This is a genomic window from Nonomuraea sp. NPDC049028, assembly GCF_043197735.1.
Taxonomy (GTDB): Bacteria; Actinomycetota; Actinomycetes; order Streptosporangiales; family Streptosporangiaceae; genus Nonomuraea.
The window spans coordinates 445,176-463,381 of the sequence record NZ_JBICTR010000005.1 but is presented as its reverse complement, the minus strand read 5'-3'; the positions used below and the strand labels follow the sequence as shown (position 1 = coordinate 463,381).

Here is an 18,206-nt window from a genome sequence, read left to right as displayed (position 1 = left end):
GTCAACCCGCTTAGGAAAGTTTCCTAACTTTTCCGGGGAGTAGAGTGCCCCGCATGATCGACGTTCCCCTCTGGCCGGAGACTCCCCCCGGCCCGGCCACCGGCGAGTCCCCGAGCTTGACGCTGTACGCGGCGGACGGCCCGGCCACGGGCGCGGTGGTGGTGTGCCCCGGTGGCGGTTACTCCCGGCTGGCCGGGCACGAGGGTGCGGACGTGGCCCGCTGGCTGGTCACCCTCGGCATCGACGCCTACGTGCTGGCGTACCGGGTGGTCGGCGACGAGCCGGGGCGCGAGCCACTGCATCCGGCTCCGCTGTACGACCTGCGCCAGGCGGTGCGCGTCGTCCGCGAGCGCGGCGCCGGGCGGGTCGCCGTCATGGGGTTCTCGGCGGGCGGCCACCTTGCCGCCACCCTGGCCACCGACAAGGACGGGGACCGCCCGGATGCCCTGATACTCGGCTATCCGGTCATCGACCTCGCCGGGTGGGCCGCGCACTCGGGGTCGCGCCGACAGTTGCTCGGCCCCGACAGCACCGAGGAGCAGGCGACAGCCCTGTCCGCGCACCTCAACGTGACCGCCGAGACGCCACCGGCGTTCCTCTGGCACACGGCGGCGGACCAAGGGGTGCCGGCCGCCAACAGCCTGCTGTTCGCCGACGCGCTCGGCCGCGCGGGCACGCCGTACGAGCTGCATGTTTTTCCCGAAGGCAAGCACGGGCTCGGGCTCGCCCAGGGCGACCTGGCCGTGTCCGCCTGGCCGGGCCTCTGCGCCACCTGGCTCGCCGCCCAGGGCTTCGGCCCGCGCCCCTAAGAACGGCCCGCACTTCTGAGACGAGCGGCGCGGCCAGGTCGTCCCTGGCCACGCAGCAGTCGGTCATAGCGGTTCGGGTGGCCAACTCCCTGGGGTCAGTGCCGGGGTGAGTCGTACCGGCCGTGCGAAAGGGAACGGCCGCGTCCCTCCCGGACGGTCTGCCGCAGCGCGGCGCGGAAGCGCCCCGGCCCCCAGGCACGGCCGTGGACCATCCGGGCGAGCGTGTCGCGGTCGGCGGGACCGTGCTCGTCCAGCGCATGGGTCACGGCGGCGACCTCCCGGTCGAGCTGCTCGTCGGCGCTGGCGGTGACGCGGCCGCTCGCCGCGCCGGTGCCGACCATCCCGGGTGAGGGGAATGTGCTCCCCGGCCCCGGCAGGAACCGCCGCGCTCCCGTGGTGTCCTGCTCGTGGCGGTGGTGGATGCGCTCACGGCGCTCGTCCGCGTAGGGTCCGGCCTCCTCGGCCGTCAGCGGGCGGGCGATGTCCTCCAGCGACTGCTGTTCCGCCCGGACGCCGAACATCAGCTCGGCGACACCGCCGAGCGCCATGGCCGCCGCGCCGATGAAGAACCCGGCGGCCACCAGCGTCAGGTTGCCGCTGTGGATGAACTGCCCGAACAGCGCCGGCCCCGTGATGCCACCGATCGCCGTCCCGACCGCGAAGAACAGGGCGATGGCCAGCGCCCGCGTCTCCATCGGGAAGATCTCGCTGACGGTGAGGTAGGCCGAGCCGGCCCCAGCGGAGGCGACGAAGAAGGTCAGCGCGATGAGCACCATGAACGAGGTCGTGGTCAGTGCCCGATTCAGCATCAGAACAGCGATTACCGCGGTCAGGGCGGCCGACACCAGGTACGTGCCGGCGATCATGGGAATCCGCCCAACGGTGTCGAACCAGCGTCCCAGCAGGAGCGGCCCCAGGAAGTTGCCGAGCGCGAACACGGCCATGAAGTACGGGATGGACCCGGACGCCACCCCGAAGAAGCCGTGCAGCAGCGTCCCCAGGTCGAACGTCACCGCGTTGTACAGGAACGCCTGCCCGATGAAGAGAGCGAGACCCAGGAGCACCCGGCGCGGATAGCGTTCCATGGCCACCCTGGCGATCTCCCGGAACGGGATGGCGGCGCGCTGCCTGACCGTGATCTCGCCCCTGGGCTGGGGCAGGTCGCCGCCGATCTCGGCCTCGATCTGGTCCACGATACGTTCGGCCTCCTCCTCGCGACCGTGGATGAACAGCCAGCGGGGACTCTCCGGAAGGCTTCGGCGGGTGAACATGATGGCGAACCCGAGCACGCCGCCGATGACGAACGCCAGCCGCCAGCCGATGTCCATCGGAAAGAGGGCGGTGCTGAGGAAGGCCAGCGCGGCGACGCTGCCGATGGCTGCCCCGACCCAGTAGCTGCCGTTGATGGCCAGGTCCACCCGGCCCCGGTTGCGCGCCGGGATGAGCTCGTCGATGGCCGAGTTGATCGCCGCGTACTCGCCTCCGATGCCCATCCCGGTCAGGAAGCGCATGAGGAACAGGTACCAGGGCTCGAACGCGAAGGTGGTGGCCACGGTGGCGACCATGTAGAGGCCCAGCGTGAACATGAACATCTTCTTGCGGCCGAGCCGGTCCGTGAGCTGCCCGAACAGCAGCGCTCCTACGCACGCGCCGGCGACGTAGATGGCCGCCGCGGTGCCGATGTCGGCGCTGTTGACGGCGATGCCGCTGCCGCGCTCCGTCATGCGGGAGGCGACCGCGCCGACGATCGTCACCTCCAGCCCGTCGAGGATCCACACCGTTCCCAGACCCAGCACCACTCTCCAGTGGAACCGGGACCAGGGCAGCCGATCCAGCCGGGCCGGGATGTTGGTCCGGATCATGCCAAGGTCTTCTGCGGTCATGGTCAAAGCTCCTTCACGGAACGTCCTTCAGCGGTGCTCCGGAGGGATGCCGGCAGTACAGTCGTTTTAATGCTGCTTTGTCGGGTTTTCGGGCATCGTTTCCGCTTCGAGAACGAGGGGGAGACGATGCGCTGGCATTGTCAGCGCGGCTGCGGGGCAGCGGGCGCAAAGTGCTACGCGAGCGTCCGGGACAGCCGCCGCTACGCCCGCGCCTTCGACAAGGAGGACCGCGACGATCTTGGCAGGCGAGCTCCCCTGGTAGGGCTCCTGCCGCTGCGGCTCGTCCGCGCCCTCCGTGAAAGGAGTCGGAGGAGCTGAATGCCGCTATGGGAGCAAGGAGGCGAGGTTCTTCGGCATGCCCGCCTTCACGTCCTCCCACTCCCCTTCGGTGATGTGACTCTTGAGCACTTCAAGGACGCCCCGCAACAGCAGCGGAAGTTGGGTCCTGTCCACTGTCCGGTTGAACGGCGCGTAGCCGGTTTCCACCATGTCCCCACCTCCTTTCCCGGGGTCCCAACTCCTTTCCTGGGCATCACCTCGAGACTCGTCCCGGCTGCTCCCCGGCCACATCCCCGAAACGTGCAGTGGCGTGAAAGATCTTTAAGAGCATGGGCTTCACCGTTCCTCGTCTGGGAGGCGGTCTTACATGCGGGGACGCGAACAGGAATGGCATGACGTGGACGGCCTGCTCGACGCCGTTCAGGCGGGCAAGGGCGCGACCCTGCTGGTGGACGGGGAGCCGGGGATTGGCAAGACCCGGCTGCTCGACGAGGCGGCCGCCACCGCCGGCGAGCGCGGCATCGCCGTGCTCCGGGGCGAGCTGGAGGAGCTGGGCGAGCTGGTGCCGTGCGGCAGCCTGTTCGAGGCCCTGGACCTACGGCTCGACCCAGACTCGCGGACGCTGGAGGCGTTGCGAACGCGCTTCGAGGAATGGCCCACGGCTCCGGTCCTGGCCGTGCTCGACGACCTGCAGTGGGCCGATCCGGCGACGCTGGTCGCCCTGCGCACCCTCCACGGCCTGCTCGAATTCCGGCCGATCGGCTGGCTGCTGAGCCGATCGACCGGTGTGGGACAGGACCAGTCCGCCTCCCTGTTCGACCTGCTGGAGCGCCACGGGGCCGGCCGGGTGCGGCTCTCGCCGCTGTCCCCGGCCGCGGCCGTCGCCCTGGCCACCGACACGCTCGGGGCCGCGCCGGGACCGGCGACGCTGGCTCTGGTGGACGTCGTGGGCGGCAACCCGCTGCTGATCACCGAGCTGCTCGCCGGCCTTCGCGACGAAGGCCAGGTCCTCGACGGCGACGCCGCCCTGCGCATCCCCGACCGGTTCACCAGGGTGGTGCGGCACTGGATCGGCGGCCTGAGCGCGGTCGCCAGGAACCTGGTGGAGACGGCCGCCGTGCTCGGCCGGTCGTTCGCCCCCGAGCAGGCCGCGTCGCTGCTCGGCACGACAACGGCCGCGCTGCTGCCCGCGGTGGAGGAGTCCATGGCGGCGGGCATCCTGTCCGCCACCGCGCATGACCTCGCCTTCCGCCACGAGCTGGTCAGGCTTGTCATCGCCGAGCGGGTCCCGCCGCCCGTCCGGCAGGCGCTGCTGGGCCGGCTCGACCTCGTCGCGACCATCGACACCGCGATGGCGGAGGGGCGGCTGCGGGCGGCCGAGCAGCTGGTCCGCGGCGGCCTCGCCGAGCACTCCTCCGCGCACGCTTCGACGCACAGTGTGGCCGAGCTGCGCTGCGTGCTCGCGGACGTCATGTACCTGACCGGCAGCCTCGAGGAGGCCATGCGGGAGGCCGAGACGGTGCTGGCGCTGCCCGACCTTCCCGGCCACGTGCGCGACCGGGCGCTGCTCGTGCGCCTCTACGCCATGACGCGCCTGCCCAGCGACGAGGCGTCCGTCCGCACGTACGCGCACGAGGTCATCGAGGCGGGTGCCCGTCACAGCGCGGCGGCCACCGCGGCGGCCCTGATCGCGCTGGCGCAGGCGGAGCGGGACGAGGGCCGCCTGTCCAAGGCGCTGGCGCTGGCCGCCGACGCCAGGCGGCTGTCCGGCGACGCCAGGCTGCTGTCCGGCGCGAACGGGTCGGCCGTGCATCCGTACGAATCCCGGCTGATCTCCGCCGCGATACTCACCGACGTCCACCGGCTGGACGAGGCGCGGCTGCTCGTCCAGGACGCGCGCGAGGACATGTTCGACTCCGGCCACCAGGCATGGGAGGCCGACCTGTCCGCCCTCGCGGCCCGGTCCGAGCTGCTCGAAGGGCGGCTGGACAGCGCCGCCGACGAAGCCCAGCGGGCGCTGAGCCTCGCCGCGGACAGGGCCACGCCCCTGTCCGCCGCAGCGGCCACCAACGTCCTGGCCACCGTCGCGCTGCGGCGCGGCAACGTACGGGCGGCCGTCCGGCACGTCGCCGACCTGCCCGGCGACTCACTCGAACACGCCCTCATCGTGGCCCAGGTCACCGAGGCGTGCGACGGACCGCTGAAGGCGATGACCTTACTGGCCGACCTGCTCGAACGGCAACGTTCGATGCTCGCCGGCAACCCCACCGCGAGCGCCTGGCTGGTCCGCGTAGCCCTCGCCGTGGACGCCCGCGCGGTGGCCAACGCCGCCGTCGCCACCGCGGAGGAACTGGCGGCCGCCAACCCGGGTTTCCTGGCCCTGACCGCGTCCGCCGCGCACGCGCGCGGCCTGCTCGACGGCGATCGCGAGGCCCTGTCCCGGGCCGCCGAGCGCGCCGACGACGTGTGGGGGCGCGCCTCCGCCACGGAGGACCTCGGCGTGCTGCAGGCCGCCGGCGGGCTGCACGACGACGCGGCGGTAAGCCTCGACCGCGCGCTCGCGATCTACTACGAGATCGGATCCGTCAGGGATTCGGCCCGCGTACGCAAGCGGCTGCGCGCCATGGGTGTGCGCCACCGGCACTGGAGCTACGCCGACCGGCCGGCCTCCGGCTGGGACAGCCTCACCGAGACGGAATGGCACGTCTCGCTCCTGGTGGCCGACGGGTGGTCCAACCGGCAGGTGGCGGAGCAGATGTTCATCAGCGCGCACACGGTCGCCTTCCACCTGCGGCACATCTACTCCAAGCTGCAGATCAAGTCCCGCGTCGAGCTGACCCGCCTCGTGATCGTCCGGGGGCGGGACGACACCGTCGACTAAGGGATTTGCCCCAGAACTACACGCATGGGGGATGTGACCCCGGAGCGCCAGGGAAAGCCTGGTAAAGCGTGTGAGCCACCTGGAAATCGGGCTGCTCGTCGGCCTCTTCGTCTTCGCGCTCACCGCCATCGCCATGATTCTCTGTGGCCTGCTCTGGGGAGCGGTCGCGGAAGAACTGCTCGCGAGTCGCCGACCAGGGCTACGACCCCGTGTACGGGGCCCGGCCGCTGCGCCGGTTCATCGCTCGCGAGGTCGAGACCAGGATCGGCCGCGCGCTGCTCAGCGGCGACGTCCCCGACGGCTCGACCGTCACGGTGGACGTCGACCACGGCGAGCTGAGCGTCACCTTCGCCGGACCAGGGAGCTGACATGATCTCGACCACCGTCGCCTGCTCGAACTGCGGCAAACGGAACAGGGTCCCGGCCGCGGCCGACGGCGTGCCCCAGTGCGGGAACTGCCACCGGCCGCTGCCGTGGATCGCCGAGGCGGGCGACGACACGTTCGCCGAGGTCGCCGAGCGTGCCGGCCCGCCGGTCATCGTCGACTTCTGGGCGGACTGGTGCGGGCCGTGCCGGATGGTCACGCCCGCACTCGAACAGATCTCCCAGGACCTGGCCGGCCGCGTCAAACTCGTCAAAGTCGACGTGGACCGGTCGCCCCGCCTGTCCGAGCGCTTCACGATCAAGCACATTCCGATGCTCATGATGATGGTCCGCGGCGAGGTCGTCGCCCAGCGGGCGGGCGCCTCGCCCGCCCACGAGCTGCGCCGATGGGTCGAGGACGCGGTCAGGACGCGCACATGACGCCGGTCCCGGAGACGCCGGATCTATACGGCGCCTTCCCCCGGCTGAGCGAGGCGCAGCTCGCCGAGCTCTCGCCCCACGGCGAGCGCCGGGCCGTCTCGCTCGGCGACGTCCTGTTCAGGGAGGGGGAGCCCACCACGGAGTTCATCGTCGTGCTGAGCGGCAAGGTGGCCATGGTCGAGGGGTACGGCTCCGGCCCGGACGAGAAGACGATCGCCGTCCAAGGCCCGGGCCGCTTCCTCGGCGAGCTCAGCCTGCTCACCGGCCAGGCGGCATTCCTGACCGCCGTCGTCCAGGAGCCAGGCGAGGTGCTGGCCGTCCCGGCCGAGGAGGTGCGCGCGCTCGTGGCGCACGACCAGGCGCTCGGCGACCTCATCCTGCGGGCCTACCTGACCCGGCGGTCCCTGCTGATCGGGCTGGGCACCGGCTTCCGCATCATCGGCTCCCGCTATTCGGCGGACTGCAAGCGGCTGCGCGAGTTCGCCGCCCGCAACAGGGTGCCGCACCGGTGGATCGACCTGGAGGAAGACGAGGAGGCGAACGCGCTGCTGCGCGAGCTACGCATCCCGGCCGCAGACACCCCAGTGGTGATCTGGCGCGGCGACAAGGTCCTGCGCAGCCCGACCGTCGCCGAGCTGGCGAAGGCGATCGGCCTGCCCGCCCCGGTGCCCGGCGACGGCGTCTGCGACCTGGTCATCGTGGGCGCCGGCCCGGCCGGTCTGGCCGCCGCCGTGTACGGGGCCTCGGAAGGGCTGACGACCGTCGTACTCGACGCCGTGGCCACGGGCGGGCAGGCCAGCACCTCCTCCCGCATCGAGAACTACCTCGGCTTCCCCTCCGGCATCTCGGGCGCCGAGCTCGCCGAGCGCGCCGTCATCCAGGCGCGGAAGTTCGGCGCGGCGCTGACCGTCCCGGCCGAGGCGACCGGCCTGCAGCCGGACGACGGCTTCTACAGCGTCCTCGTCGAGGACGGCAACACCATCAAGGGCCACGCCCTGATCATCGCCACCGGCGCCCGCTACCGGAAGCTCGACGTCCCTGAGCTGGAGAAGTACGAGGGATCCGGCGTCTACTACGCGGCGACGCCCTTCGAGCTGCGCATGTGCAGCGACTCGCCGGTGGTCATCGTCGGCGGCGGCAACTCCGCCGGTCAGGCGGCACTCTACCTGGCCAGGAACGCCTCGTCGGTGCGGGTGCTCGTACGCGGCGACGACGTGCGCGCCAGCATGTCCCACTACCTCGCCGACGAGCTCGACCGCACGCCCGGCATCGAGATCATGCTCAACACCGAGGTACGCCAGCTCATCGGCGACGGCACGCTGACCGGCGTCCGCGTCCACAACCGGCGCACGGGGAAGTCCCTGGAGATCGCCACCAGGGCGATGTTCGTCTTCATCGGCGCCGACCCACACACCAAGTGGCTGGAGGGCGCCGTGCCGCTCGACGACCGCGGCTTCGTCATCACGGGACAGCGCACCACCTGGAACGCACTGCTTCCCCTGGAGACCGACCACATGGGCGTCTTCGCCGTGGGCGACGTCCGCAGCGGATCGGTCAAGCGGGTCGCCTCCGCGGTAGGGGAGGGCGCCATGGCCGTACGCCTGGTGTACGAACGGTTCACCACCACAGAAAATCGACAGAGGAGACGGTGATCCACATGCCGGTCATGGCACACTCCAGGTTCGAGCGCTTCTTCCGCGCCGCCGCAGGACTCAACGTGGACAAGAACGACCTCAAGCGCTTCAACGACTTCGTCAATAGCAAGCTGTACGACATGCTCGTCGTCGCCGAAGCCGCGGCCAAGGAGAACAGGCGCGACATCATCCAGCCATGGGACCTGCCCATCACCAAGGGCCTGCAGGAGAACATGCACGGCTTCCGCGACCTCGACGAGGAGCTGGAGCTGACGCCGATTTTGGAGCAGCTCACCGCGCTGCCGCCGCTCGACCTGTCGCTCAGCGTGGACGCCGAGGCCCGGCTGCCGGCCGTGGCGGGCGGGCTGTCCATGGCGCTCGCCCAGGCGTTCAAGATCGTCGAACCCGATCTCAAGAACCCCTCCAGCGAGCACTGGGAGCGCATGACCCGGCTGTTCGGCCTGCTCCTGTGAGCGTGACGCGGCGGGGCGAGCGACCACCGGGGACCCTACCGATCTTCAGCAGCCGGCGATGGTCGAGGGCGGCGTGGCCGTGCGCGACGGCGAGGCCCGTGCTACTCGACCAGGAACTGCTGTACACCTGATGGCGATCGGTTCAGCCCGACGGCGGGCGGGGGGATCGCGGGGCAGCGGCTTCCCGCGGCGGTGGGCACGGTCAGCGAGATCAGGTAGCGGTCCATCGCGCCTGTGACGCAGTCGCTACGGCCATAGACGCCGTGCCCCCAGCCCTCGTAGGTGAGCAGCGCCGCCTCGCGCCCTATCTGGCCCGCCACACCGGCCGCCCACAGGTAGCTGGTGGCGGGATCGTAGAGCGCGTTGGCCACCAGGATGGGCGGTGTGCCGTCAACGTTCAAGCGGTGTTGAGGGTTGGGGATCGGCGTGGGCCAGTCCAGGCATGCGGCGATCGCGTACAGCGCGGCGGGGTTGTAACGCATGTCCGGCGCGAGGGCGCGCTGGCGATCCAGGCGCGCGGCGTACTCGCGGTAGTCACGGACGGGAAAGGAGAAGTCCTGGCAGAAGACCGCCCTCGGGAACGGCGACAGCTCCTCGGCCTGGCTTGCCTCGCCCGACGGCGTCTTCGCCGCAGCCGCGGTGTCCGTGGCCAGCAGTGACTCGGCCAGTTCCGTCCAGTACGGCCCGTAGAAGGCGCCGAAGGCCTGGTCGATCAAATCCCAGCTGGTGAGTGGAATATCCGGCTGTCCTGGCTGGTGCAGTTCGCCGCGGTCGGCGCGGGCCAGGAGTTTCGCCCAGAAGGCGCGCACGTCCTTGCCGTGCAGCGGGCACGTCGCGTTCTTGGCGCACCAGTCGGCGAACTCGTCGAAGGCGCTCTCCGCGTTGATGGCGGCGGTGTCGAGGTAGGCGCCGGTGCCCAGGCTGTGGTCGAAGTTGCTGTCGAGGACCAGTGCCCGCACTCTGCCGGGATATCGCTCGGCGTACTGCTGGCCGATCAGCGTTCCGTACGAGACCCCGTAGAACGTCATCCGCTCCTCATTAAGCGCGGCGCGGATGGCCTCGAGATCACGCACCACGCTCACCGTGCTGACATGGTCGAACAGCGGCCCGGTCCTGGCCTCGCAGTCCTCGCGGAGCCGCTTGTTGTAGGCGACGCGGGCCTCGAAGTCGGCCTGGCTCCTCATGAGAGTGGGCGGCATCGCGCGCAGCAGGGCGCTGGAGCACACGACGGGATGGCTGCGGCCCACCCCGCGCGGGTCGAAGCCGACGATGTCAAAGCTTTTCGTGAGCTCGGCGCTCAGGAAACGATCCGAGAAGAGGGCGAAATCCACGCCCGAGACGCCCGGGCCACCGGGGTTGACCACCAGCGAGCCGATCCGCTTCGTGGCGTCGGTGGCCTTGCGCCTGGCCAATGCCAGGTCAATGGTGCCGCTCCCGGGCGTGGCCCAATCGATGGGCACGGTCAGGGTGCCGCACTCGGCGGTGGCGTCCTGATCGCACGGCTTCCAATCGATCCCCGATGTCCGCGCGGCGGCCGGCGCGGTGGGCATCAGGAGGACCGCGAGCAAGGTCAGTGCGAGAGCCGGCAGGAGTGATCTTCGCATAGCGTCCCGTCGTCGAAGGGTTTCTGACCGACGACTGTGATCGATTCTGCATAACCAGGGCGTAACCACCTGGCTTCTGTCGGCGAATCCGTACTCTGACCTGCGCGTTAGAGGCTAGAGCGCCGCACAGGACACGACCGTCGCAAGCTGGCGATCAACCGTAGAGGTCGCCAAGTGTGGTCAGGCGCACGTCGCTCCCTGGCTCGGCGCCGAGTCCCCGGGTGAACCCGGCGCCCGAATAACACGTGAGCACCGTGTCGCGGGTGTCGTACCCCTTGGCCGTGAGCAGATCGCGCGCGCGCCGGAGCCGGGCCACATGCTCGGCTCCCATGGCCATGTCCCACTTGACCTCGCCCAGTGAGAGAATCCGTCGCGGGCGTCCGTGATCCGCGGGCGCCAGAACAGCGACATCGACCTGGATCTGCGTGCGATTGGCGGGATCGGGTACGACTCCACTCCCCACCTCACCGGCCGCGGTATCGGCATGCAGGGCGTACTCGCGGCAGAGCATCTCGACATGGGGGCCGACGACCTGCGACAGGAAGCGTGCCCTGCTGCCCCGCCACACCGTCGCCGCGTCCCCGCGCTCCAACCGCGCCCACTCCCTGACCATGATCGCCTGATAGAACGTGATGAGCGGTTCGGCCACCCGGTAGTAGCTGCGGTTCGGCCGGAAGAGATCGCGCTCTTTGACCAGGAGATGGCTGTCTTCCAGGACGCGGAGCGGATGCGCGATCTCGTTGGACTTCCGCCCCACGTAGCCGGCGATTCCCCCTGACGTCGTGTTGCCGTCGGCGACGGCGGCAAGGACGGAGTGGTAGAGCGACGGGTCGCGGATCTCCGTCTCTTCCGCCAACAGGTAGCGGGCCTCCCTGAACAACGGGACCTCGGCGTTCAACACGGATCTGATCACCCAGTCGTCGAAATCCGCCGGCCCAGCCGGGACATCACCACGGACGAACTCCTTCCGGTAGGCCGGTGTCCCACCCACCACCGCGTGTACCTGGGCCGCCAGACGCGGGTCGCTGATCCCCCAAAAGCGGGCGGCCTGGCGGTAGTCGAAGGGCCTGATGACCATTTCCAGTCCCGCGCGTCCGCGTAGCGGAGCCGTACCGGACAACAAACCGCCCATCACCGACATCGCTGAACCGCAGAGCAGCACCCTGGCCGTGCTGGCGGCTCCGGAGCCGCCAGGACCCAACTCCCGCTGGATGATCGAGGGAAGCTCTGGGGATGCCTTGACAAGATACGGAAACTCATCAAAAACGACAGGCACCGCCCGATCGCGCACGACCCCGAAGAGGTAGGGGATGGCGTCGATCCAATCGCGGAAGGCCGGAACAGGCGCGCCGGTGAATCTGATCAGTTCGTCCGCGAAGAGGCGCAACGCCACCGCCTCCGTCACCTCGAGCGCGGGGAAGTAGATGCCGCCCATGCTGCTCGCCAAGGCCTGCAGGAGATAACTCTTCCCTTGGCGGCGGCGGCCGCTCACCACACCGAGCCGAGCTCCCGGGCCCGCTTCCGAAGCGAACGAGACCAGGCCCGCCCACTCTCGCTCACGGCCGAACACATGCTGAGGCTTCCGCATGAGTCGAAGTATAGTTGACCGAACTATAGTTGACTCAACCGTACTTCACAAAAGCTACAGCGACAGGCGCGACTGGGGGTGACTGAGCGAGAGCATGATGGGCGCGCTTTCATGCTCGGGAAGATAGGTTGGTCGGTATGACCGCTCAGCCTGTGGAGCCCGTTGCGCGTCGTGATCCAGGTGAGGATCCGGCCGCGATCTTCGAGGCGCTTCCGCCGTCGCACCGTGCCCGGTTCCGGGCGGAGTACGACGAGGCTTTGGAGGCCGCGCACGACTTGGCCCGCTTCAAGCAGGTGCAGACGCTGTTGCGTCAGTGGCGCCTGCGTGCGATCGCCTACGCCCGTCCGGGCTACGAGGAAGCCGTCCAGGACGCTCTCCAGAACCGTACAGAGATGTTCACGCGCTACACCCCGCCGGAGTGGGAAGGCCGGGTGTGAGCTACAAGTTCGACGGTTTCCACGGACGCGCCCTCTACGAGCTGAACGGTCTTCCCGAGGAGGTCCGTGACGGACCGCTGCTGGAGCGTCTTCTTGAACTCCTCCGCGATCCGTGGGACGCGGTCGCGGAGCGTCCCGGTCAGTCCGCGGTGAGGCACGCCTTCTTCGGAGATAACGGCCAAGGCATGATGACGTTCATCCTCGATGAGGAGACCCGGGCCTTGCGCATCATCGACCTCCTCTGGGCCGGCTGACCTCGCTGGAGCCGAAGTTGATCTGTTCGCTTTGGATGCTCGTGGACGTCCTTGATCCTGCTCGTCATCAAGGGCTCATCAGCGCCATGTCGGTTCCTTGAGAGTCTCTCTATATCGGTTATAGCTATTAGCTTCTTTCGCCGACGCGCTCGGTCGCGCGGGCAGGCCGTACGAGCTGCATGTCTTTCCCGAGGGCAAGCACAGGCTCGGGCTCGCCCAGGGCAACCTGGCCGCGTCCACCTGGCCAAGCCTCTGCGCCACCTGGCTCGCCGACCAGGGCTTCGGACCGCGCCCCTAACGTCGTACGGGACACGACCGTTCCGAGCTGGCTTAGCTCAATCGACGTGGGAATGCCTCTGCTCCAGGTAGTCGTTGAGCTGCCGCCACTGAGTCGGATGAATGTCCAGCATGCGCAACTCGCCCGGCTCGACCCACCGCACATCGCTCGCCTCATCATTGGCCTCGGGCCGGCCGCCGACCGGACGGGCGATCAGCATGACCTCGTACTCCTGGCGGACCTCCCCATCCGTGTAGGCCACGATGTGGCCGGGGTCGGAGTAGATCCCGAGGATGCCGACCGGCTCGACGCGAACGCCGGTCTCCTCCTCGGTCTCCCGCACGGCGCACTGTGAGGGCGTCTCGCCGATCTCCATCTTGCCCATCGGCAACGCCCACTGACCGGTGTCCCGCCGGCACTGCATGAGGATGCGGCCCGCGTCGTCCACGGTGACCGTCCCGCAGGCCGGCACCAGGCTGTTCGCCTTCGGGGCGTTCGGGTCGTTCCAGTACTCGACTCGTCCCATGGGATGCGCCTCTCAGATCTCCGTGCCGAACCACGGAACGACTCCGGCCCAGACTCGGTCGAACGATGACATGTAGTGGTTGGCCATCGTCCCCGCGTCGAGGTGGCGGAAGGCGAAGTGCTCGGCTTCGATGAGCGTCAGGGGACTTAATCTCCGTTGAGGACCTGCGTCATCCACTCCAGCGACCCCGTGCTGAGCACCTCGTCCGCGAGGCGCTTCGCGGACGCCGTCCGCAGCGCGGCGAGCGAGCTGTCGATCCACGGTTGGACGTTCTGGTGGCCCTGCTCGCGGTACTCGACGGCCTGGATCAAGCATTCGAGCTTGTCGGCGTCACGCGCGCAGACGGCCTCGAGGCTGCTCTTCTCCTCGTACTCGCCGACCGCGCCACCCACCATCTCCGCGACCGGCTCCGGAATGCCGCGTACCTGGTCGGCGGTGACCTCCTCGTTCGGCGCCGCTGTCAGATAACGCTTGCCGATGTAGGGGATATCGGTAACACGGGTCTCCTGCGTGTCGTGGAACAGGCTCAGGAACGCCGCACGCTCGGGATTGCCACCTTCCAGGGCCGTGATCACACTCGCGATGACCGCAGCTCGGAAGGAGTGATCGGCGATGCTCTCGGGATCCCGTACTCCCGCGACCAGCCAGCCCGTGCGCTTGTAACGCTTAAGCAGCCCGATCTCGTACAGCAGGCCCGCCAGCCTCGACAGTTCCTCCGCCATGGAAATCCCCTCTCACCCTCGGTGGATCATGCGCAGAGCGTAGATGACCGCCTCCAGTTCGCGTTGGGACTGCGGTGACGCGATGGCCTCGTCCAGCGTACGGATGGCCGCGTCTCTGAGGGTATCCGCACGCTGCGCGTCCAACGTCGAGGGGCGCAGCATGACCAGTGCCCACAGCGTGTGGACCACCACGTCGAGGTAGGGGTTGGCGGAGTCCAGCTTGCCGATCAGATGCCGGAGAAGCTCAGTCCCCCGCCAGACGTCCGGCTTCAGCTCGATCATGAACGTGTCCGCCAACTGGGGCTCGCCGACCTCGCCGAGCCAGTAAGCCCAGTAGTTGAGGTTCGCCACCTCGCAGACCTCGTCGGCCAGGTGAACCCGGATGAAGTGCTGCAACCCCTCGCGGTCGCCGAGCCTGGCCAGTGAGTGGGCACCGGACCGCACGACGGCCCACGAGGGAGTCCACTCACCCACCCGGCTCATCCGATGCTCTTCAGCTCGTTGCATGACTGTGAGCCAGTCCGCGGTTTCCGCGGTGTCGTCGAAGCTGGCGACGTAGTGGGCCTGGCGGCGCAGCAGCATGCCGTCCACCCGGTCCGTGTCGGCGCGCTCGGCGGCTACCTTCAGGTGATCGAAGAAGTGCGCGCGTTCGTCGGGAAGAAGAGAGGGCGCGGTCGCCACCGGCCCCCGGCGGCCGATCCCCCGAGCGGCTCCCGCCATGGCAGACGGTGCGGTCCCGGTGAAGAGCCAGGCCACGAGATCAGTAAACGGGCGAGTGATCACCCATGACGCCAACGGATGATTCTCGATCCCGGCCTTTTCCGGCTCCGTGCCGAGCACATAGCCGACGAACCGATCCGCCTCAAGGGCCATGTCCAGTTGGAAGAGCAACGCGGCTGGACGCCGAACCGTAGAAGCCAGTGTCGCAACGACAGGTACGTCCCTGTGGAGATCGCCATCAGTGGGCGGCGCCCGGATTCCCACCCCTGAATCGTCGTGACATCCAGGCCAAGGCGTTCGGCGAACCGTTCCTGGGTCAACCCGGTCGACTCACGGATGACCTTGAGCACATACCCGGAGATCCGGCCCTCAGCGTTACCCCGACCGATGGTCAGGGTTCCCGTGCCATGGGGAGTCATGAGAGGAGCCACCGCCGTCCGTACTCGTACTTCCGGTCAGTTCTGCGGCATTCGCGCTGTTCGTAGCGTTGCCACCAGCACGAACAAGCCGATCCAGCGTAACCCGCAAGGGCCTGGCGCGACCGACTCATTCAGGTGGATCAATGGAATCACCACCCAGAACGAAGACCATCAGGGGTTCTGACAACGGCCCCACTACTCGCCCGCCCTGGGTCGCCTCTGCGGAGCGCCTGAAGCTCTCGCTCGCTGACCTCCAGATCGCCGCCGACGTTCACGAGGGACAGGGGATCGCACTCGTGTCGGTCTGGCTGGATCTCGTCGTCTGGACGAACGGACGTTGGTACCGATGGTGGACGGGACGGATGTCACAGAAGACGGGCAGATGGCTGTACGCCGTCCACAACGCGGAGAACCCGATCGCCACCGCTCATCACATCGCCCTCCGGTATCGCGAGCTTCGCGCCCCGCTGCCAGCCGCACCGGCTGAGGTGCGCTGTGCTCCTGTCTGACGAGTGCCTGAACCCGCACGTGCCCATGGCCCAGCATGGTCACACGCGACTGGACTGGCGACCTCCGCACCGGGCTTTCGAACGGGTACGTCATGTGGCCTGGACCTGTGCTTGCCGGGCCACGGTGTACGAGCTGTGTGAGGGCGGCGGGCAGGCATTCATCCGGCGGACCGTCCAGCTCGACGGCACTCCCAAGGTCCGCGAGACCTCTCCGTGCTCGATCCATGAGGCTGGGGCGATCTGGACAGCGTTGCTGTCCGGGCAGGCCCGATAGACCGGGCGTGGCGGCGTGGGATCTGGAGGGACGGCGCCGCCACGCCTGTCAGGGGTCACGGGGGTTACCCCGCGGATTCCTGGCCCATTCCTCCCCCGCCCCGATAGCCTCCGGTTTATGTGGCCCGGCCAAGGTTTCAACTCCGTCTTCGCGTGTCCGTCCGCCCCTGACGTGCACGTCAGCCCTCACCCAACGGGTACAGACGGAGTTGACGCCGGCCGACCGAACACGAGCAATGAGGCAGTGGCCAAGGCATGACGGCACAGCTCTTCCCAGCCCTCAACCGCAGCACCGGTACCAAACCGGACGTCCCACTCGCCATCCGGCGGTGGCACCGTAACCCGATCTCCACGCTTCGGGCTTACGCAGAAACCTGCACCGGCCCGAAGTCGCCACTCGTGGGCTTGCGGGCCTCGGCGTAGTGCGCGGGATCGGCCTTGATTCTGGCAGTGGCCCGCCAGCCCGCGATGACCTCCTGGGTGGTGGCATCGACATCCAGCTCGGCCGCGTCGGAGAGCGCTTCGACCAGTTCCAGAGTGAAGGCACGCAGTTCGTCCGAGGACAGGTGACGAACCCACGGGAAGACCTCCGGCATGGCTATGACCAGCGCACGCGCGGTGGGATCATGCTTGATCAAGGCGAGGAACAGCCGCGACGCGGTAGTCAGTGTCCGTTCGCGCTCCTCCTCACGGTCCGCCGCAGTCAAGTAGAAGTCTGGAGCATCCCGATGCGTGATACGCACGCGTCCCAGACGTGCCGCACGCTCGGCGACCGCTCGGGGATTTCTCGACAAGTCAGAAAATGTCACTGCGTCGTGATGGCTGGCGCTCACGCCATAAGCGTATGTCAGAACACGTTCTGATGCTTGCGATCCGACTGGTCCATACGCCAGAACGCCGGTCAAGCGGCCGTCCACGTACCGAACCGACCGCCTTCCGCTGTCCGACGGAGCGATCAGCTCGACATTTGACCGGTCTACCCAGCCGGCTTCGTGCGCGTGCCAGCCACGCTCCTCTTGGAGCTCAGGCGCCGATCTGACGTGGGCGTAGCTCGCCCCCAGGGACTGTCTGACCTGGATTGTTGAGGTCTCCCCAGAGGAGCGGCGGCTACCTCCGTCGCGGGTCTCGATGCGAAGGCGAGTGATCCGCTGCTTAAGGTCCGGAGCTGTTGGGACGAACAACTCGTTCGTGATGCTGACGCTCGGAGAGGCGCGAGTCTCAGCTCGTCAAGGGATCGCAGTTCTGTGCAGAAAAATATACAGTTGATGTATGACTGTTCTGCACGATGCTACTGAGCTGAGCGTCACGGAAGCGGCCCAGCGAGGGGTCGCCCGCCTGGTGGCCGATGCGGAGCAGGGGACCGATCTGGTGGTTACCCGTCGGCATCAGCCAGTGGCGGCCGTGGTAAGCATCCGACGGCTCAACGAGTTGGAGGAGGCGGCGGCCGATCTGCGTGATTTGGCGCTCGTACTTGCCCGGTCGGTCGCGGATACGGGAGAGCGAGTCTCGCTCGATGAGGTAATCGCCGCTTTCGGGCATACTCGCGAGTCGCTGGCCGCCCTCCCGGACGACGAGTGATAGGTGTCCGACGTCGTCTTCACCGCACCAGCGGTCGATGACCTTCGGCGCATCGGCCCAGACGCGGTGCCCAAGGTGCTCAAGAAGATCCTTCTCCTGCTGGACAATCCCGAGGCTGGCTACCCGCTCGGCGGCGAACTGACCGGTTTCCGGAAGCTTGTGGTCGGTCGCAACACCTGGCGTGTCGTCTACCGCATCACCGAGGACAAGTCGGTGGAGATCTGTGAGGTGTGGGCCGTCGGTGAGCGAGCCGACGCGGAAGTGTACGCCGAGGCCACGGCGAGGGTTCGCGAGGCGGATGCCGAGCGTCCGGAGATTGTCCGGCTCGGCCAGGTGATCGAGCGTCTTGGCACGCTCGCCGATCACATTCGGATGGAGAAGGCGCCCCCTAGAGAACCGGTTCCAGATTGGCTCGCCGACCGGTTGATCCACACAGTGGGGATGGCCCGCGAGGACGTTGCCGCTCTTGATCTCCAAGAGGCCGTCGACCTGTGGGCTGAGTACCGGTCGAAGCCGAGTTAGGTCGCGCATCTATT

At 68.4% G+C, this 18,206-nt stretch carries 20 protein-coding genes; 11 read left to right on the top strand and 9 right to left on the bottom strand.

Annotated features, from left to right (window positions below; genetic code table 11):
* The first annotated feature begins 53 nt into the window (after positions 1-53).
* Positions 54-809: an alpha/beta hydrolase gene (locus ACGFJ2_RS21705; protein WP_393470802.1), complete on the top strand. Its 756-nt coding sequence runs from the start codon at positions 54-56 to the stop codon at positions 807-809.
* 95 nt (positions 810-904) lie between these two features.
* On the opposite strand, the gene ACGFJ2_RS21700 is transcribed toward ACGFJ2_RS21705, so the two are convergent.
* Entirely contained in the window at positions 905-2,692 is a 1,788-nt protein-coding gene (locus ACGFJ2_RS21700; protein WP_393470799.1) for an MFS transporter, read from the bottom strand.
* A gap of 324 nt (positions 2,693-3,016) precedes the next feature.
* Complete coding sequence (locus tag ACGFJ2_RS21695; RefSeq protein WP_357939096.1) at positions 3,017-3,181, bottom strand: hypothetical protein; 165 nt, start codon at positions 3,179-3,181, stop codon at positions 3,017-3,019.
* 157 nt (positions 3,182-3,338) lie between these two features.
* On the opposite strand from ACGFJ2_RS21695, the gene ACGFJ2_RS21690 reads away from it, so the two are divergent.
* The 5 genes from ACGFJ2_RS21690 to ACGFJ2_RS21670 all read left to right on the top strand — a co-directional run bounded on the left by ACGFJ2_RS21690 (position 3,339) and on the right by ACGFJ2_RS21670 (position 8,763).
* The gene (locus ACGFJ2_RS21690) at positions 3,339-5,852 is read left to right on the top strand and encodes an AAA family ATPase (protein ID WP_393470796.1); all 2,514 of its coding nucleotides are present in this window, start codon (positions 3,339-3,341) and stop codon (positions 5,850-5,852) included.
* A gap of 143 nt (positions 5,853-5,995) precedes the next feature.
* Complete coding sequence (locus tag ACGFJ2_RS21685; RefSeq protein ID WP_393470793.1) at positions 5,996-6,220, top strand: hypothetical protein; 225 nt, start codon at positions 5,996-5,998, stop codon at positions 6,218-6,220.
* 1 nt (position 6,221) lies between these two features.
* A complete protein-coding gene (gene trxA, locus ACGFJ2_RS21680; protein WP_357939087.1) occupies positions 6,222-6,656 on the top strand; it encodes a thioredoxin in 435 nt (144 codons plus the stop codon).
* The gene (locus ACGFJ2_RS21675; protein ID WP_393470790.1) at positions 6,653-8,308 is read left to right on the top strand and encodes an FAD-dependent oxidoreductase; all 1,656 of its coding nucleotides are present in this window, start codon (positions 6,653-6,655) and stop codon (positions 8,306-8,308) included. The genes trxA and ACGFJ2_RS21675 overlap by 4 nt, the downstream gene beginning before the upstream one ends.
* A gap of 5 nt (positions 8,309-8,313) precedes the next feature.
* Positions 8,314-8,763, top strand: coding sequence for a DUF1931 family protein (locus ACGFJ2_RS21670; protein ID WP_357939083.1), 450 nt, complete (start codon positions 8,314-8,316; stop codon positions 8,761-8,763).
* A gap of 101 nt (positions 8,764-8,864) precedes the next feature.
* On the opposite strand, the gene ACGFJ2_RS21665 is transcribed toward ACGFJ2_RS21670, so the two are convergent.
* On the bottom strand, positions 8,865-10,367 hold the full coding sequence (locus tag ACGFJ2_RS21665; protein WP_393470787.1) for an alpha/beta hydrolase: 1,503 nt from the start codon (positions 10,365-10,367) through the stop codon (positions 8,865-8,867).
* A gap of 154 nt (positions 10,368-10,521) precedes the next feature.
* Entirely contained in the window at positions 10,522-11,955 is a 1,434-nt protein-coding gene (locus ACGFJ2_RS21660) for an ATP-binding protein (RefSeq protein ID WP_393470784.1), read from the bottom strand.
* Between the two features lie 137 nt (positions 11,956-12,092).
* On the opposite strand from ACGFJ2_RS21660, the gene ACGFJ2_RS21655 reads away from it, so the two are divergent.
* Both ACGFJ2_RS21655 and ACGFJ2_RS21650 read left to right on the top strand, forming a co-directional pair.
* Positions 12,093-12,392, top strand: a complete 300-nt coding sequence (locus ACGFJ2_RS21655; protein WP_358450425.1) for a DUF6247 family protein — start codon at positions 12,093-12,095, stop codon at positions 12,390-12,392.
* Positions 12,389-12,646, top strand: coding sequence for a hypothetical protein (locus ACGFJ2_RS21650; protein ID WP_357652685.1), 258 nt, complete (start codon positions 12,389-12,391; stop codon positions 12,644-12,646). The genes ACGFJ2_RS21655 and ACGFJ2_RS21650 overlap by 4 nt, the downstream gene beginning before the upstream one ends.
* A gap of 335 nt (positions 12,647-12,981) precedes the next feature.
* Here the strand turns inward: ACGFJ2_RS21650 and ACGFJ2_RS21645 are convergent, their stop codons facing one another.
* The 4 genes from ACGFJ2_RS21645 to ACGFJ2_RS21630 all read right to left on the bottom strand — a co-directional run bounded on the left by ACGFJ2_RS21645 (position 12,982) and on the right by ACGFJ2_RS21630 (position 15,310).
* Positions 12,982-13,449, bottom strand: a complete 468-nt coding sequence (locus tag ACGFJ2_RS21645) for an NUDIX domain-containing protein (protein ID WP_357939075.1) — start codon at positions 13,447-13,449, stop codon at positions 12,982-12,984.
* Positions 13,450-13,595: 146 nt separating this feature from the next.
* On the bottom strand, positions 13,596-14,171 hold the full coding sequence (locus ACGFJ2_RS21640; protein WP_393470780.1) for an HD family hydrolase: 576 nt from the start codon (positions 14,169-14,171) through the stop codon (positions 13,596-13,598).
* A 12-nt stretch (positions 14,172-14,183) separates the two neighbouring features.
* Positions 14,184-15,044: a transcriptional regulator gene (locus ACGFJ2_RS21635; protein ID WP_393471443.1), complete on the bottom strand. Its 861-nt coding sequence runs from the start codon at positions 15,042-15,044 to the stop codon at positions 14,184-14,186.
* Positions 14,951-15,310 (bottom strand): helix-turn-helix domain-containing protein, encoded by a 360-nt coding sequence (locus tag ACGFJ2_RS21630; RefSeq protein ID WP_393470777.1) that lies wholly within the window; start codon positions 15,308-15,310, stop codon positions 14,951-14,953. Before ACGFJ2_RS21630 ends, ACGFJ2_RS21635 begins: the two co-directional genes overlap by 94 nt.
* 495 nt (positions 15,311-15,805) lie before the next feature.
* Here ACGFJ2_RS21630 and ACGFJ2_RS21625 point away from each other — a divergent pair, with 495 nt between their 5' ends.
* Positions 15,806-16,093 (top strand): hypothetical protein, encoded by a 288-nt coding sequence (locus ACGFJ2_RS21625; protein ID WP_363999316.1) that lies wholly within the window; start codon positions 15,806-15,808, stop codon positions 16,091-16,093.
* A gap of 361 nt (positions 16,094-16,454) precedes the next feature.
* Here ACGFJ2_RS21625 and ACGFJ2_RS21620 read toward each other — a convergent pair whose 3' ends face one another.
* On the bottom strand, positions 16,455-16,925 hold the full coding sequence (locus ACGFJ2_RS21620) for a hypothetical protein (protein WP_393470774.1): 471 nt from the start codon (positions 16,923-16,925) through the stop codon (positions 16,455-16,457).
* Positions 16,926-17,361: 436 nt separating this feature from the next.
* On the opposite strand from ACGFJ2_RS21620, the gene ACGFJ2_RS21615 reads away from it, so the two are divergent.
* Both ACGFJ2_RS21615 and ACGFJ2_RS21610 read left to right on the top strand, forming a co-directional pair.
* Positions 17,362-17,670, top strand: coding sequence for a type II toxin-antitoxin system prevent-host-death family antitoxin (locus ACGFJ2_RS21615; protein ID WP_357657046.1), 309 nt, complete (start codon positions 17,362-17,364; stop codon positions 17,668-17,670).
* 3 nt (positions 17,671-17,673) lie between these two features.
* The gene (locus ACGFJ2_RS21610; RefSeq protein WP_393470771.1) at positions 17,674-18,192 is read left to right on the top strand and encodes a type II toxin-antitoxin system RelE/ParE family toxin; all 519 of its coding nucleotides are present in this window, start codon (positions 17,674-17,676) and stop codon (positions 18,190-18,192) included.
* The last annotated feature ends 14 nt before the right edge of the window (positions 18,193-18,206 follow it).